Source organism: Amycolatopsis vastitatis, from assembly GCF_002234595.1.
Lineage (GTDB): Bacteria > Actinomycetota > Actinomycetes > Mycobacteriales > Pseudonocardiaceae > Amycolatopsis > Amycolatopsis vastitatis.
This window is the reverse complement of sequence record NZ_NMUL01000014.1, coordinates 34,380-48,778: the sequence shown is the minus strand read 5'-3', so window position 1 is coordinate 48,778 and position 14,399 is coordinate 34,380. Positions and strand designations below refer to the sequence as shown.

Below are 14,399 nucleotides of genomic sequence, written 5' to 3'. Positions count from 1 at the left end.
GAGGAGGGCCATGCCCCCTACCACCCGGACCCGCCGCGGCGCACTGCTGGTGGCCGTCGCCGCGGCGTCCGTCCTGCTGACCAGCGCCTGTTCCGGCGCCGCCGCACCGTCGTCCACAAAGGACGCCGCGGCCGCGCCCGGCAAGGACGACAAGCTCACGCTCACCGTGTACTCCAAGTTCACCGACCGCGAGTACGGCGTGGTCACCGCGGGCCTCAACAAGCTCAAGGCGAAGTTCCCGAACATCGAGATCAAGCACGAAGGCAACCAGGACGACGACAAGCTCACCCAGTCGATCCGCGGGGGCAACCCACCCGACGTCGCGATCTCCTTCTACACCGACAACCTCGGTGCCTGGTGCTCCACCGGCAGCTTCCAGGACCTCAAGCCCTACATCGAGCGCGACAAGATCGACCTGAACCAGATCCCGGACGCGGTCCGCAACTACACCGAGTACCAGGGCAAGCGGTGCGCACTGCCGATGCTCGCTGACGTCTACGGGATGTACTACAACACCGACATGTTCGCGGCGAAGGGCGTCACCTCGCCGCCGAAGACGATGTCGGAGCTGTTCGAGGACGCCAAGAAGCTCACCGAGTTCAACCCGGACGGCTCGATCAAGGTCGCCGGCTTCCTGCCTTCGATGCCGTTCTACGCCAACCAGGCCCAGTACTGGGCGCAGTACTTCGGCGCGCCGTTCCTCGGCGCGGACGGCAAGTCCGACCTCGCCACCAACCCCGGCTGGAAGGCGATGTTCGAGTTCCAGAAGAAGCTCATCGACTTCTACGGCGGCCACGACAAGGTCGAGAAGTTCAAGGCAGGCCTCGGTGACGAGTACTCCGCCGACCACGGTTTCCACAAGGGCAAGCTCGCCATGATCATCGACGGCGAGTTCCGCACCGCCTTCCTCAAGGACCAGGCGCCGGAGGTCAAGTACCAGACCGCGCCGTTCCCGGTGCTCGACACGATGGCCGACCACTACGGCGGCGGCTTCACCACCGGCACGATCATCGCGATCCCCAAGGGCGCCAAGAACCCCGGCGCGGCGTGGGAGCTCATCAAGCAGGTCACCCTGGACACCGACACCCTGGTGGACATGGCCAACGGCCTGAAGAACGTGCCCAGCACCAAGGCGTCGCTCACCTCGCCGCGGCTGGACCTGCAGCCGCAGTTCAAGACGTTCCTCGACATCTACGACAGCGGCAAGCTGGTGGCCAACCAGACCACCCCGATCGGCGACGCGCACCTCAAGGCGGTCAACGACTTCGCCGAGAAGTGGCAGGCCGGCTCGGTGCCTGACCTGACCGCGGGCCTGGCGAAGGTCGACGCGCAGATCAACGACGAACTCAAGCAGAAGGGCGCGGGCGGATGACGACGCTCGCCGAAAAGGCTTCCCCGTCCGCACCTGTGAAGGTGCGGGCGGGGGCCCGCCGGGCCAAGCGCCGCCGGACCGTCCTGTTCTTCATGGCCCCGGCGTTCCTCGGGTTCCTGATCTTCTTCGGCTACCCGCTGATCGCCACGGTCTACTACTCCTTCACCCGCTACGACCTGATCAACCCGCCGCAGTTCATCGGCTTCGACAACTACGTCCGGATGTTCACCACCGAGCCGCTGGTCGGCACGGCCGCGTACAACACGCTGTGGCTGGTGGTCGTCCTGACGGTCTGCCGGGTGGTGTTCTCGCTCGGGATCGCGTCGGTGATCTCGCGGCTGAAGTCGGGCGTCGGCCTGGTCCGGACGCTCTGCTACCTGCCGACGCTCGCCCCGCCCGCGGCGGCGACGCTGGCGTTCGTCTTCGTGTTCAACCCGGAGTTCGGCCCGGTCAACCGGTTCCTGCGGCTCGTCGGCATCGACGGCGGGCTCTGGTTCAACAGCCCGGCGATGTCGAAGCCCGCACTGACGCTGCTCGCGCTGTGGGGCTCCGGCGAGCTGATGATCATCATCCTGGCCGCGCTGCTCGACGTCCCGACCGAGCAGTACGAGGCCGCCGAGCTGGACGGCGCCGGCCCGGTGCGCCGGTTCTGGCACGTCACGCTGCCGTCGATCTCGCCGGTCCTGCTGTTCGGCGTGGTCAACTCGATCATCTACGCGCTGCAGTTCTTCACCCAGGCGATCGTCGCGGCCTCCGCGAGTGCGGGCACCGCGGACGTCGCCGGCAACTCGAAGCTCATCGGCGCACCCCAGAACTCGACGCTGACCTACCCGATCTGGCTGTACGTCCAGGGTTTCCGCTACTTCAACATGGGCTACGCGGCGGCGATGGCGGTCCTGCTGTTCATCGTGTCGTCCGCTTTCACCTGGATTCTCGTGCGGCAGCTGCGGAAGACGCAGCACCAGGAGGAGGGGGCATGATCACGCTGTCCGACACCGCGCGCAAGCCGCCGGTGTCCGTGCCGCCCCGCGTGCGCTTCAAGCGCAACTGGGACAAGCGGCTCTCCTACATCGCGACGCACGCCGTCGGGATCGCTCTCGGTGTCATTTTCATGCTGCCGATCCTGTTCGTCTTCCTCACCGCGGTGATGAAGAGCGACCAGGCGATGACGGCGAGCCTGTGGCCGAGCGAATGGCACTTCGAAAACTTCGTGACGGTGTTCAAGAAGGCACCGCTGCTGGAGTACTTCGGCAACAGCCTGCTGTATTCGGCGTGCGCGACGGTCGGCGCGCTGCTTTCGGCGATCCCGGCGGCCTACGGGCTGGCGAAACTGCGCTGGCGCGGGCAGAACCTGTTCTTCATGCTGACCGTGGCCGCGATGCTGCTGCCGCCGCAGGTCACCGTCGTCCCGTTGTACGACCTGTGGGTGCGGATGGGCCTCACCGGCACGCTGGTCCCGCTGATCGTGCCGTACTTCTTCTTCGACGCGTTCTCGATCTTCCTGCTGCGGCAGTTCTTCCTCACCATTCCGAAGGACTACATCGAAGCGGCGAAGATCGACGGCTGCAACGAGTTCCAGGCGATGTACCGGGTGCTCATCCCGATGGCCAAGCCGGGCATCGCGGCCACCGCGATGTTCTGCTTCCTGTTCACCTGGAACGACTACTTCGGCCCGCTGCTCTACACGGGCGAGAACCAGGACCACTGGCCGCTTTCGCTGGCGATCGCGTCCTTCCGCGGGATGCACCACGTCGAATGGAACATGACGATGGCCGCGACCGCGCTGATCATGGCGCCGGTGATCGTGCTGTTCGTGTTCGCGCAGAAGTCGTTCGTCAAGGGCATCACGTTCACGGGGGTCAAGGGATGAAACTGGCAGTCGTCGGTGGCGGGTCCACCTACACGCCGGAGCTGATCGACGGGATCGCCGGCCGCCGGTCCACTTTGGACGTCGACGAGATCGTGCTGGTCGACCCGGACGCCTACCGCGTCGAGGCCGTCGGCGGGTTCAGTCAACGGCTGCTGGAGCACGCCGGCCACCCGGCGCAGGTGCGGACGACGCAGTCGCTCGAAGAGGGCGTCGACGGCGCTTCCGCCGTGCTCATCCAGCTGCGTGTCGGCGGTCAGCGTGCGCGGCGCTCGGACGAGACGTTCCCGCACGTCTGCGGCTGCGTCGGCCAGGAGACGACCGGCGCGGGCGGGCTGGCGAAGGCGTTGCGCACGGTTCCGGTGGTGCTCGACATCGCCGACCGCGTCCGCAAGGTCGCCGGCGACGACACGTGGATCGTCAACTTCACCAACCCGGTCGGCATCGTGACACGCGCGCTGCTCAACGAGGGGCACCGCGCGGTCGGGCTGTGCAACGTCGCGATCAACCTGCAGCGGCAGTTCGGGAAGCTGCTCGGCGTGGGCGCGGACGATGTCAAGCTCGTCCACACCGGACTGAACCACCTGAGCTGGGAACGCGGCGCGCTCGTCGACGGCGTCGACCGGCTGCCCGACCTGCTGGAGGAGCACCTGGACTACCTGTCCAGGGAGGTCAGCGTGCCGGAGAAGTGGCTGCGGCGGATGAACGTCGTGCCGTCGTACTACCTGAAGTACTTCTACGCGCACGACGAGCAGGTCACCAAGCAGCGCACCGAACGTCCGCGCGCGGACGTCGTGTCCGACGTCGAGGAAGAGCTGCTGAAGATCTACCTCGACCCGGAGCGGAACACCAAGCCGGAGTCCCTGGAGAAGCGCGGCGGCGCGTACTACTCCGAGGCGGCGGTGCAGCTGGTGCACGCGCTGACCGCGGGCGGCCCGGCCGAGGAGCACGTCGTGAACGTCCGCAACGACGGGACCTTCCCGTTCCTGCCGGACGACGCCGTCGTCGAAGCGCGGTCCACTGTGGACTCGAAGGGTGCGACGCCGATCCCGCAGCCGCCGGTCGAGCCGAACTTCTCGGGCCTGATTTCGGCGACGACGGCGTACGAGTTCCTCGCATTGGAAGCGGCGCTGAAGGGCGGCCGCGACCGCGTGGCCGATGCCCTCCTGGCGCACCCGCTGGTCGGCCAGTACTCGAAGGCCGACACGCTGGCCGATTCGCTGGTGCAGATCAACCGTGAGTACCTGCCCTGGGCGCGCGGATGAGGCCTGCGATTATCGCGATCGACGGCGGCAACAGCAAGACCGAGGTCCTGGTGGTCTCGGAAGACGGTGTCGTGCTGGGGAAGTCGCGTGGCCCCGGCGCGTCGCCGCAGAACATCGGCGTCGCGGCCTGCGTCGCGGCGCTGGAACAACTGGTGCTGGCGGCGTATCCCGCGTTCGGGGAGAAGCCCTTCGCGGTCCACACGTCGGCCTACCTCGCCGGGCTGGACTTCCCGCGCGAGGAGGAGACGCTGCACGCGGCCCTGTCCGCCCGCGGCTGGAGCGACACCCTGACCGTCGGCAACGACACCCTCGCGCTGCTCCGGGCGGGCAGCGCGGGGGTGGGCGTCGCGGTGGTGTGCGGTGCCGGGATCAACGGCGCCGGCGTCGGCCCGGACGGCCGGGTGCACCGCTTTCCCGCACTGGGCAAGATCTCCGGCGACTGGGGCGGCGGCTACCGGCTCGGCGAAGAGGCGCTGTGGTGGGCCGTGCGAGCCGAGGACGGCCGCGGCCCTGCTACCGCCCTGCGGCTTGCCGTGGCGCGCTACTTCGGGCAGCCGACCCTGCTCGACGTCGTGCAGGGCCTGCACTTCGAAGAGATCGACGCGGCGTCGATCCACGGCCTGTGCCCGCTGCTGTTCGAGGTGGCCGCGGCGGGCGACGAGGTCGCGCAGGACATCGTGACGCGGTTCGTCGAGGAGGTCAGCGTGTTCGCGGCGGTGATCCTCCGGAAGCTGGACCTCACCGCGGACGCCCCGGAGATCGTCCTCGGCGGCGGTGTGCTGACCGGGGTCGGCGCGCCGGTGATCGCCGAGATCGAGAAGCGGTGCCTGAAGGTCGCGCCGCGCGCGGTGGTCCGCGTCGTCGACGTGAACCCCGTGGTGGGCGCGGCGCTGTTCGGACTGGACACACTGGGCGCCACCGAGGCCGCGAAGGCGGCGTTGAAGGCGGCGACCCAGCGCGCCTGACCGGGTCGTGAGTGAGAAACAGCGTTAGAACACTGTTTCTCACTCACGACGCTATGGCGCCGGGACGATGGTTTCGCCGGTCTCCAGCAGGGACTTGAGGTCCGACAGGATCCAGGCCCAGCCGCCACCCGCGTTCTCGTTCGGAGGCGCGTCCAGCCGCTCGAGCGATCCGCTGACCATCGCGGCGATCGTGGGGGCGCCGGTGACGTCGTGGGTCACGGTCAGCCGGGTGCCGGCGGTCTTGGACTCCTCGATCTCGTAGGTGAGCGTCGTGTAGGGCTCGGCGGCGACGTCCTCCGGAGCCATCAGCAGCTTCCAGGTGACGACCAGTTTCCGCGGCGGATCCACCTCGAGGACTTCGCCGTCGACGAGGTCGCCGGTCATCCCGGCGTCGATGAACGCCTGCGTCGGCCGGGTGCGGTGCTTGCCGCCGACCTTGAGGTCGTAGTCGGCGAGGCCGGTGTAGCCGTACTTCTGCGTCCACTCGGGCTTCGTGATGGCGTCCCAGATGCGCTCCGGGGAAGCCTTGATGTAGACGCGGTAGACCTGCACGGTGTTCGTCATGGTTCTTCGCCTTCCAGCTCGTTCTTGAGATCGAGGAGCGCGGTGACCTGGCGCTCGGTGTACTTGTCGATCCACCGGTCGTGGATCTGGCGGATCGGGACGGGGTTGAGGAAGTGCCGCTTCTCGCGGCCTTCCTTGCGTGCGACGACAAGCCCGGCTTCTTCCAGGAGCTTCAGGTGCTTCATGACGCCGAAGCGGGTCATCTCCACCTGGGTCTCCAGCTCGGTGAGCGTGCGGCCGTCACGCTCGAAGAGCAGGTCGAGCAGGAACCGGCGGGTCGGATCCGCCAGCGCCTTGAACACCAGGTCGTCGTCGGGCACGTGAGCGAGAATAGGTGACCAAAAGGTCACATGTCAACGGACGCGAAAAAGGCCGTCACCTGGCTGGGGTGACGGCCTCCTCGTTCGTGCGGTGCTAAACGATCAGCGACAGCGGCAGGATCAGCGCGATGGCGACCACCGAGATCAGCGTCTCCATCACCGACCAGCTCTTCAGCGTCTGGCCGACCGAGAGCCCGAAGTACTCCTTGACCAGCCAGAAGCCGGCGTCGTTGACGTGGGAGAAGAACAGCGACCCGGCGCCGATCGCGAGCACCAGCAGTGCGCTGTGCGACGGGTCCATGCCGGCGGCCAGGGGCGCCACGATGCCCGCGGCGGAGACGGTCGCGACCGTGGCCGAGCCCGTCGCCAGCCGGATCGCCACGGCGACCAGCCAGCCGAGCAGCAGCGGCGACAGGTGCGCGTCCTTGGCCAGGCCGGTGATGACGTCGCCGACGCCGGCGTCGACGAGCGTCTGCTTGAACCCGCCGCCCGCGCCGACGATGAGGATGATCCCGGCGATCGGGCCGAGCGAGTCACCGACCACAGTGGACAGTTTCGCGCGGTCCAGGCCGGCCGGGCGGCCGAGCAGCACCATGCCCACCAGCACCGCCGCGAGCAGCGCGATCAGCGGGTCGCCGACGAAGTCGAAGATCTTCCGGGCCTGGTTGTCCTTGGCCAGCAGGATGTCCGACAGCGCTTTCGCCAGCATGAGCACGACCGGCAGCAGCACGGTCGTCAACGTCGCGGCGAAGCTCGGCCGCGGCTTGTCCGTGTCGGCGCGCTCGGGGATGAGCCGCTCGGGAGCCACGGCGTCCGGCACCAGCCGTGCCGCGACCTTGCCGAACAGCGGGCCCGCGACGATCAGTGTCGGGATGCCGACGAGCAGGCCGAACGCCAGCGTGATCCCGACGTTCGCGTTCAGCGCGCCCGCCGCGGCGAGCGGGCCCGGGTGCGGCGGGACGAGGCCGTGCAGCACGGAAAGCCCGGCGACGGCGGGAATCCCCAGCAGCATCAGCGGTTTCCCGGTGCGCTTGACCGCGAGCAGCACCACCGGGATCAGCATGACGAGCCCGATCTCGAAGAACATCGGCAGCCCGATCAGCGCCGCGACCAAGGCCATCGCCCACGGCAGCGCGGCGCCGCGGGCCTTGCCGAGCACGGTGTCGACGATCTGGTCGGCGCCGCCGGAGTCGGCCAGCAGCTTGCCGAGCATCGCGCCCAGGGCGATCAGGATGCCGACGGACGCGACCGTGCTGCCGACCCCGTCGGAAAACTTCTTGATCACGTCGGTGATCGGCATCCCGGCGGCCAGGCCGAGCAAGAGCGAGCCAAGCGTCAGCGACAGGAACGGGTGCAGCTTCACCTTCGTGATCAGCACGACGATGACGGCGATCGCGACGACCGTCGCGGCGATCAGGCGGGTGTCGTGGCCGGTCCAGCCGGCGGCGAGGACGGCGTTCACGCGTGCTCCCGGAAGGCGGTCAGCGCGGCTTCGGTGATCTCCGCCGGAGTGCCGCCGATGTCGAAGACGGCGCCGGGCTCGTCCGGCTGGAGGGGTTCGAGGTCGGCGAGCTGCGAGTCCAGCAGCGACACCGGCATGAAGTGGCCCGTGCGGGTCTTCATGCGCTGGGCCAAGAGCGCACGCGGGCCGTTCAGGTGCGCGAACCAGACGTCGCCGCCGGTGCGCAGGACGTCGCGGTACCGGCGCTTGAGCGCGGACGACGTCACGACGCCGCCGGCCTGGTGGTCGCGGATCCAGCCGGCGATGGCTTCGAGCCAGGGCGCGCGGTCGTCGTCGGTCAGCGGCGTGCCGGCGGTCATCTTGTCGATGTTGGCCTTCGGATGGAACGTGTCCGCTTCCGCGTACTCGACGCCCAGGGCTTCGGCGAGCGCCGTGCCGATCGTCGTCTTCCCGGAGCCTGACACCCCCATCACCACGATGACGGTCATCCGCACCTCCCACTTCGTTGTGCCCAGGTGAGTGAAACTCAAAAGTACTACTTATTCAAGATGAAGTACTACTTAATCGAATCAGACGTTAGCCTCGGAGGGTGGGAACCGACAGGCACGAACAGGTGCTGGACGCGCTCGGCGCGGCGATCGCGAACGGATCGCTGGCACCGGGCACCGTGCTGCGCTCCGAAGAGTTGCAGGAACGCTTCGGCGCTTCGCGGACCGTGGCGCGCGAAGTCGTCCGCGTGCTGGAGACGATGCGGCTGACCAGCAGCAAGCGGCGGGTCGGGGTGATCGTCCGGGAGCCGGCGGAGTGGAACCACTACGACCCGCGGCTCATCCGCTGGCAGCTCGACGGCCCGGCCCGGCCGGCGGCGCTCGCCACGCTGAACGAGCTGCGGTCGGCGATCGAGCCGTGCGCGGCCCGGTTCGCGGCCCTGCGCGCGACGCCGGAGGAACGCGGCCGCCTGGGCGCGCTCGGGGAACGGCTGGCGCGGACGGCCCGAGCACGCGACCTCTCGGCGTTCCTCGAGTTCGACATCGCCTTCCACGACCTGCTGCTCTCGGCGTCCCGGAACCCGATGTTCGGCCAGCTGTCCGCGGTCGTCGCGGAGGTGCTCACCGGGCGGACCGGGCACGGGCTGATGCCGCCGGAGCCGCAGCCCGAGGCCGTGGCACTGCACCTGGCGGTGGCGGCGGCGGTGGCCGCGGGGGACGCGGACCGGGCGGAGCGGGCGATGCGCGACATCGTCGTCCAGGCGCGCGACGAGATCGCCGCCCTGGTATCGGAGGCGGGTCCCGCGGCCGGGTAGCCTCCTCGGGGAACTGGACTTTCGTACCCCGGGGGGCACGGGTGAGCGCGGCACGCGCGATCGGGTTGGTGCTGGGTGTGGCGGCCGACGGCGCCGTCGGCGACCCCCGCCGGCGGCTCCCGGTGACGGCCTTCCGCCGTCTCCCGCCCCGCTCTGGCGTCCTGGTCGCCGGGGCGGCGGTGCTGGGCGGGGCGCTGCTGGAACGGGCCGGCCGCGGCCGCCCGCTGGTGCAGGCGTCGGCGACGGCGGTGACGACGTGGGCGGTCCTCGGCGCGGCGGGCCTGGCCCTGCAGGGCACGGAGCTGGCCCGCGACCTCGAGGAGTGCCGCTTCGAGCCGGCGCGCTCGACACTGTCCGAACTGGACCCCCGGGTCGCCGACGGCCTGGGCGCGATCGCGCTGTCGCGGGCCTCGGTGGAGACGTTGGCGGAGAACACCTCCGACGCCGTGGTCGCACCGTTGGTGTGGGGCGCGCTGGCGGGCGTGCCGGGCCTGCTGGGCGCGCGAGCGGTGAGCCTGCTGCGCCGCGGCCGCCACGGCCGCCGTGGGCACTGGGCGATCGACCGCGCCGACGAGCTGGTCCACCTGGTCCCGACCCGCGTGGCGGCGGCGTTGACGGTCCTGGCGGCCCCGGTGGTCGGCGGCTCGGCGGGCGGCGCGTGGCGGGCCTGGCGCCGCGACACGATCGCCCACCCGAGCCCCAACGCGGGCCGCGTGGAGGCCGCGTTCGCCGGAGCACTGGAGATCCGCGTCGGCGGCCGGACGGTGTACCCGCACGGGGTGGCGGAGCTGCCGGTGCTGGGCGTCGGACGGAATCCGGACGCGGGGCACGTCACGCGGGCGGTCGAGCTGTCCCGGGTCGTCGGCTGGCTGGCCGGGGTGACGTCCGTGGTGCTCGCGGTGGCCGCGAGCTTCCGGCGCCGCTCGAGCTGACGCAGGGCAGTTGTCCACAGGATCGGTCGGATGTGGACAGTTGCGCTGCCCGGCCTGCTTTCCGGCGGTTTTGTCGCCTACCGCCGGTAAACTGGACTTGGGGACGCCCCCCAGGGAGGGTGGGGGAGGTTTCCGGGGCGGGGGTTCCGGCGAAGTCGTGTCGTTGCCGGTAGCTCCGCAAAGCACTCGTTGACCCACCACCCCGAAGCCCGATTGTGACTACGGACGGCAGTACCGCGTCAAGGCGGGAAAGCGTGCCTTGACCCGGCACTGCCGTCCGTGTTCTGGCTTCGTATCGGGGTGCCAGGGGGAGGTCTGGGTGGGGTGCCGGTCATGCCATCAACGTGCCGTCAACCGGTGAGGCACCTGAAAAGGGGCGCTACGACTTTGCCGGAACCCTGCCGGGGACGAGGCGGCGGGGCGCTCCCTCAGCCGCGGCGCCGCAGCTGCGCCAAAGCCGCGTCGTCCAGCGGCCCACCGCGCTCCGTCAGCCGGGTCCCGATCCGTTCCCGGTCCCCGGCCGACTTGTTCCCGCCGAACTTGAACTTCGCCCGCACCCCGGTGATCGCGAACTCGATCCCGCGGATCCCCGGCAGCAACCGCCGGTCCGGGGCCTCGGTCGCGCTCACCGGCGCCCGCGAGCCGTCGGGCTCGAAGTGCCGCAGCTGCTTGTCGAGCAGCGATGCCTTCGCCGCCGGATCGTCGACCAGCCGCACGTCGCCTTCGAGCTGCACCGTCGCGTAGTACGACGTCGGCACGCCGTGGGCGGGGTCCGCGGCCGTGTTCCAGTCCGCGCGGATGTAGGTGTAGTCGCCGACCACCGTCAGCAGCGCGCGCGGGTGTTCCTCCAGCAGCGGCCAGATCGGGTTCGGGCGGGCCAGGTGCGTGACGATCGTGCGGTCGCCGTCGAAGGCGAAGTGCGCCGGTGTCACCACGGGCAGGTCGCGGCCCACCCCACCGGCGATGAGCTGGCCGAAGTCGTGCCCGGACAGCCACTCGCGCCACTCGTCATCGGAGGCGGCGTCCCACGGGTGGATCAGCATGGCTTTGAGTATTGGCGAGCCAAGTGGCCTCGTCACAGGGCCATTTCCGGCCTATCTCTGAGGGCCACTTTCCGCGTACTCGTCCTCGGCCAGGATCTCCGCGACGGACCTCCGGCGCGTAGGAGCGGAGGAAGCGCTCAGCGCCCCGCCCGGCTTCAGCTCGCGGACCGTGAAGTACAGCCAGCCGAGCAGCGCCATCGTCCCGAACGCGATCCACTGCAGCGCGTACGACAGGAACGGCCCCGAGTCGGTCTGCGGCAGCGGCAGCGCGGCGAGCACCCCGGGCTGGCCGACGTCGAGCTGGAAGTACCCGGGCCGGATGTCGAGCTTCCCCGCCCGCGCGACGACCCGCGAGTCGACGACGTAGCTCTGGAGCTTCCCGCCGGTCGAGGCGTCGGCGAACGCCTCGCGGTTCTTCGGGTCCGTCTCGTCCGCCCGCGCCCGCGCGGTCACCTGCACGGTCCCCGCCGGCGGCGGCGCGTACGGCAGCGCTCCCGACTTGCTGTCGAGCCCGACGTAACCGCGGTCGATCAGCACGACCGTGCCGTCGGTGGTCCGCAGCGGCGTCAGCACCTCGTAGGCACCTTCACCCTGGACCGTCCGCAGCCGCGCGACGATCTCCTTGTCCGGGAGGTACTGGCCGCTGATCGAGACGAGGTGCCATTCGGTGTGCTGGCCGGGCTCGGTCCCCGGCGGCAGCAGCTGCGCCAGCGGCACCGGCGCGGCGGTGAACGACGTCGTGAGCGCGGCGTTCTGCTGCTCGCGTTCGGCGTTGCGGCTGAACTGCCACGGCGCGAGGAGCGTGAAGCAGCAGATGGCGAAGGTGAACACCACCGCCGTCAGAGCCAGCCACCCGGGCCGGAGCAGGAACCGCAACCGCACCCCACCACGGTAGGCCGTGCCCCGCCCCGGCCGCTCGCCGGCCTCCGTCACCTGTGACGGAGGCCGGGACGAACCGCCCGGGCGGGGCGAACGGGCTCAGCGATCGAGCCGCCACTGCTGGCTCGGGTTCCCCGCGACGCAGCCGGCCGTGATCACCCGCGTGCCGGGCTCGTTGGACCCGAGGTCGGCGCACAGGCCGTTGTGGTTGCGGAGGGTGCCGTCACCCGGCGTGGTCCACTGCTGGCTGACGTTGCCCGGTTGACAGGCGACCATGACCACCCGCGTCCCGGGGGCGTCGGACCCGAGGTCGGCGCAGAGGCGGTTGGTGTTGGTCAGCGTGCCGCCGGACAGCCCCCAGCGCTGGCTGACGAGCCCCTCGCCGCAGGCCACCATCGTGATCGGCGTCTGCTCGGCGTTCGAGCTCAGGTCGGCGCAGAGGCCGTTGTGGTTGCGCAGCGTGCCGTCGCCCTTGAGGAACCACTGCTGGCTCTGGTTGCCGGCGACGCACGACGTGACGAGCAGCGAGGTGCCCGCCGCGTTGCTGCCGATGTCGGCGCAGGCCCCGGCCGCCGTGCGCAGGGTGCCGTCGCCGGGGAACCGCCACTGCTGCTCCGGGGCGGCCGCGCACGCGGTGGTGCCGACCGCCGTCCCGGAGACGGCGAGGCAGAGCCCGTCCGCGGTGCGCACGGTGCCGTCACCGGGGAGGGTCCACCGCTGCCCGGCCGCGTCGGGTGCGCAGACCACGGTGGTCACCCGCGCGCCCGCGCCGGTGCACAGGCCGTTGAAGTTGCGGATCGCGTACGGCGGGATCTGCGCGCGGACCCAGTCGGTGAGCTCGTCGAGCCGGGTTTCGACGGTGCCTTGGCGCGTCTCGGTCTCGCCGAGGCACCCGTGCTGCCACGACGTGGCGTTGATGGCGACCAGCTCGGTGCCGCCGCCGGTTTCGCGCAGCGCCGGGCCGCCCGCGTCGCCCTTGCAGGTCGTCGCCTCGCCCGTCACGGCCGTGACGGCCAGCGTCGTCGCGGTGCTCGACTGCACCGTGAAGTTCGCGGTGGACAGCTTGTCCGGCACCCATTCGGTGGCGGTCCGGCCGTAGCCGGCGAGCCGCAGCACCTCGCCGGTCCGCACCGGGCCCGTGGCCAGTGCCACCGGCGTGACGGTGAAGACGGGCGCGTCGAGCCGGGCCAGGACGAGGTTCCGGTCGGTCCGCGGCACGAGCGCGGTGATCGGGACGGTCCGCCCGCCCACGGCCGCGGTGGACGGCGACGGCGGCGGTCCCGCCTGCGCCGAGTCGCCGAAGCACGTCGACGCGGTGAGCACCCACTGCGGCGCGACGAGCGCGCCCGTGCAGGCCCGGCCGGCGGTGTTCACCTTGGCGACGAAGGAATACGTCCCGTCGGCGGCTTGACTTCCCCCGGTGATCGCCGCGGCCGGAGCGGCGGCCACAGCCCCCGCCGCCGCCACGAGCGCGAGAACGCCCGAAATTTGTTTGAGCACGCGATTCCCCTCATCGATGACGATGCCGGAGGGGGTATCGCGGGACACCGGAAAACCGTACGCGGACCGGCTGTGACGCCGGTCACGCGTGGGTGCGGACCCAGTCCAGCAGGCCGGGCACCGAGCGCTCGATCATGCCGAGGACGTCTTCGAAGCCGTCGTCGCCGCCGTAGTACGGGTCCGGGACCTCGGCGCCTTCGGGGGCCGCCGGGTCGAACGACCGCAGCAGCCGCACCTTCCCCGGGTCGCCGACGCGCGCCCGCAGGAACTCCGCGTGCCCCTCATCGGCGGCCAGCAGGAGATCGGCGGCCAGGTCCTCGTCGGACACCTCGGAGGCGACGTGCGCGGTCGGGTAGCCGTGCGCCTTGAGCGTCGCGCGGGCGCGCTTGTCGGCGGGCTCCCCGACGTGCCACGGCCCGGTGCCCGCGCTCGTCACGCGCACGACGTCACCGAGACCGGCGTCGTCGAGCCGGGCCCGGAAGACCAGCTCGGCCATCGGGGAGCGGCAGATGTTGCCGGAACAGACGAAGACCAGCTTCAACACTTTTTCGGCGTTCACCCAGGGAGCCTAACCATGCTGGTCAGCGAAGCGAACGACACCAACCGCGTCCTGCGGTACCTCCTCGACCTGCGGAAGGGCGCCGAGCTTGGTCCTGACGCCGACGTCCGGGAGTCCGCCGAGCGGCTGGCCGGCCGCGTGAACAAGGCCTTGCGCGCGGGGATCACGCCCAAGGAGGTCTCCGCCGGTTGGGACGGTAGGTGACCATTGACATACTGATCTCCCACCGATCACGACTGGAGCTGGCATGGCGACCGCAGTGCTCGTTTGGAAAGACGGCAGGCGCACGACAGCCGAGCTTGCCGACGCGGAGCCACCAGCCGTTTTGCGTCTTCCCGCGAACGCGGGAACAGTCACGTTCCAGACTG

Annotated in this window: 16 protein-coding genes; 8 read left to right on the top strand and 8 right to left on the bottom strand. The window is 70.3% G+C overall.

Going from position 1 to position 14,399, the window contains the following annotated elements:
• The first annotated feature begins 10 nt into the window (after positions 1-10).
• From CF165_RS17510 to CF165_RS17490, 5 genes are read left to right on the top strand one after another with little or no spacing between them, the layout of a single operon-like run.
• Positions 11-1,372 (top strand): extracellular solute-binding protein, encoded by a 1,362-nt coding sequence (locus tag CF165_RS17510; RefSeq protein ID WP_093948604.1) that lies wholly within the window; start codon positions 11-13, stop codon positions 1,370-1,372.
• Positions 1,369-2,352, top strand: a complete 984-nt coding sequence (locus tag CF165_RS17505) for a carbohydrate ABC transporter permease (protein WP_167441487.1) — start codon at positions 1,369-1,371, stop codon at positions 2,350-2,352. The genes CF165_RS17510 and CF165_RS17505 overlap by 4 nt, the downstream gene beginning before the upstream one ends.
• Positions 2,349-3,242, top strand: a complete 894-nt coding sequence (locus CF165_RS17500; RefSeq protein ID WP_093948603.1) for a carbohydrate ABC transporter permease — start codon at positions 2,349-2,351, stop codon at positions 3,240-3,242. The genes CF165_RS17505 and CF165_RS17500 overlap by 4 nt, the downstream gene beginning before the upstream one ends.
• Entirely contained in the window at positions 3,239-4,504 is a 1,266-nt protein-coding gene (locus CF165_RS17495; RefSeq protein WP_093948602.1) for a 6-phospho-beta-glucosidase, read from the top strand. The genes CF165_RS17500 and CF165_RS17495 overlap by 4 nt, the downstream gene beginning before the upstream one ends.
• Entirely contained in the window at positions 4,501-5,469 is a 969-nt protein-coding gene (locus CF165_RS17490; protein WP_093948601.1) for an N-acetylglucosamine kinase, read from the top strand. The genes CF165_RS17495 and CF165_RS17490 overlap by 4 nt, the downstream gene beginning before the upstream one ends.
• Positions 5,470-5,520: 51 nt before the next feature.
• On the opposite strand, the gene CF165_RS17485 is transcribed toward CF165_RS17490, so the two are convergent.
• The 4 genes from CF165_RS17485 to CF165_RS17470 all read right to left on the bottom strand — a co-directional run bounded on the left by CF165_RS17485 (position 5,521) and on the right by CF165_RS17470 (position 8,303).
• Positions 5,521-6,033, bottom strand: a complete 513-nt coding sequence (locus CF165_RS17485; RefSeq protein WP_093948600.1) for an SRPBCC domain-containing protein — start codon at positions 6,031-6,033, stop codon at positions 5,521-5,523.
• Positions 6,030-6,353 carry an ArsR/SmtB family transcription factor gene (locus CF165_RS17480; protein WP_093948599.1) on the bottom strand — a complete coding sequence of 108 codons (324 nt, stop codon included), beginning with the start codon at positions 6,351-6,353 and terminating at the stop codon, positions 6,030-6,032. Before CF165_RS17480 ends, CF165_RS17485 begins: the two co-directional genes overlap by 4 nt.
• A 94-nt stretch (positions 6,354-6,447) precedes the next feature.
• On the bottom strand, positions 6,448-7,815 hold the full coding sequence (locus tag CF165_RS17475; RefSeq protein WP_093948598.1) for a GntT/GntP/DsdX family permease: 1,368 nt from the start codon (positions 7,813-7,815) through the stop codon (positions 6,448-6,450).
• On the bottom strand, positions 7,812-8,303 hold the full coding sequence (locus tag CF165_RS17470; protein WP_167441486.1) for a gluconokinase: 492 nt from the start codon (positions 8,301-8,303) through the stop codon (positions 7,812-7,814). The genes CF165_RS17475 and CF165_RS17470 overlap by 4 nt, the downstream gene beginning before the upstream one ends.
• Before the next feature lie 101 nt (positions 8,304-8,404).
• On the opposite strand from CF165_RS17470, the gene CF165_RS17465 reads away from it, so the two are divergent.
• Both CF165_RS17465 and CF165_RS17460 read left to right on the top strand, forming a co-directional pair.
• The gene (locus tag CF165_RS17465) at positions 8,405-9,118 is read left to right on the top strand and encodes a FadR/GntR family transcriptional regulator (protein ID WP_093948596.1); all 714 of its coding nucleotides are present in this window, start codon (positions 8,405-8,407) and stop codon (positions 9,116-9,118) included.
• A 41-nt stretch (positions 9,119-9,159) separates the two neighbouring features.
• On the top strand, positions 9,160-10,050 hold the full coding sequence (locus CF165_RS17460; protein WP_093948595.1) for a cobalamin biosynthesis protein CobD/CbiB: 891 nt from the start codon (positions 9,160-9,162) through the stop codon (positions 10,048-10,050).
• Positions 10,051-10,478: 428 nt separating this feature from the next.
• Here CF165_RS17460 and CF165_RS17455 read toward each other — a convergent pair whose 3' ends face one another.
• The 4 genes from CF165_RS17455 to CF165_RS17440 all read right to left on the bottom strand — a co-directional run bounded on the left by CF165_RS17455 (position 10,479) and on the right by CF165_RS17440 (position 14,016).
• Positions 10,479-11,093, bottom strand: coding sequence for an FMN-binding negative transcriptional regulator (locus tag CF165_RS17455; RefSeq protein WP_093948594.1), 615 nt, complete (start codon positions 11,091-11,093; stop codon positions 10,479-10,481).
• Between the two features lie 51 nt (positions 11,094-11,144).
• Entirely contained in the window at positions 11,145-11,975 is an 831-nt protein-coding gene (locus tag CF165_RS17450) for an SURF1 family cytochrome oxidase biogenesis protein (protein WP_093948700.1), read from the bottom strand.
• Between the two features lie 96 nt (positions 11,976-12,071).
• Positions 12,072-13,472 carry a ricin-type beta-trefoil lectin domain protein gene (locus CF165_RS17445; protein WP_158226793.1) on the bottom strand — a complete coding sequence of 467 codons (1,401 nt, stop codon included), beginning with the start codon at positions 13,470-13,472 and terminating at the stop codon, positions 12,072-12,074.
• An 82-nt stretch (positions 13,473-13,554) separates the two neighbouring features.
• On the bottom strand, positions 13,555-14,016 hold the full coding sequence (locus CF165_RS17440; protein WP_093948699.1) for a low molecular weight protein-tyrosine-phosphatase: 462 nt from the start codon (positions 14,014-14,016) through the stop codon (positions 13,555-13,557).
• Positions 14,017-14,046: 30 nt separating this feature from the next.
• Between CF165_RS17440 and CF165_RS17435 the strand changes: the two genes are divergently transcribed.
• The gene (locus tag CF165_RS17435; RefSeq protein WP_093948592.1) at positions 14,047-14,235 is read left to right on the top strand and encodes a hypothetical protein; all 189 of its coding nucleotides are present in this window, start codon (positions 14,047-14,049) and stop codon (positions 14,233-14,235) included.
• The last annotated feature ends 164 nt before the right edge of the window (positions 14,236-14,399 follow it).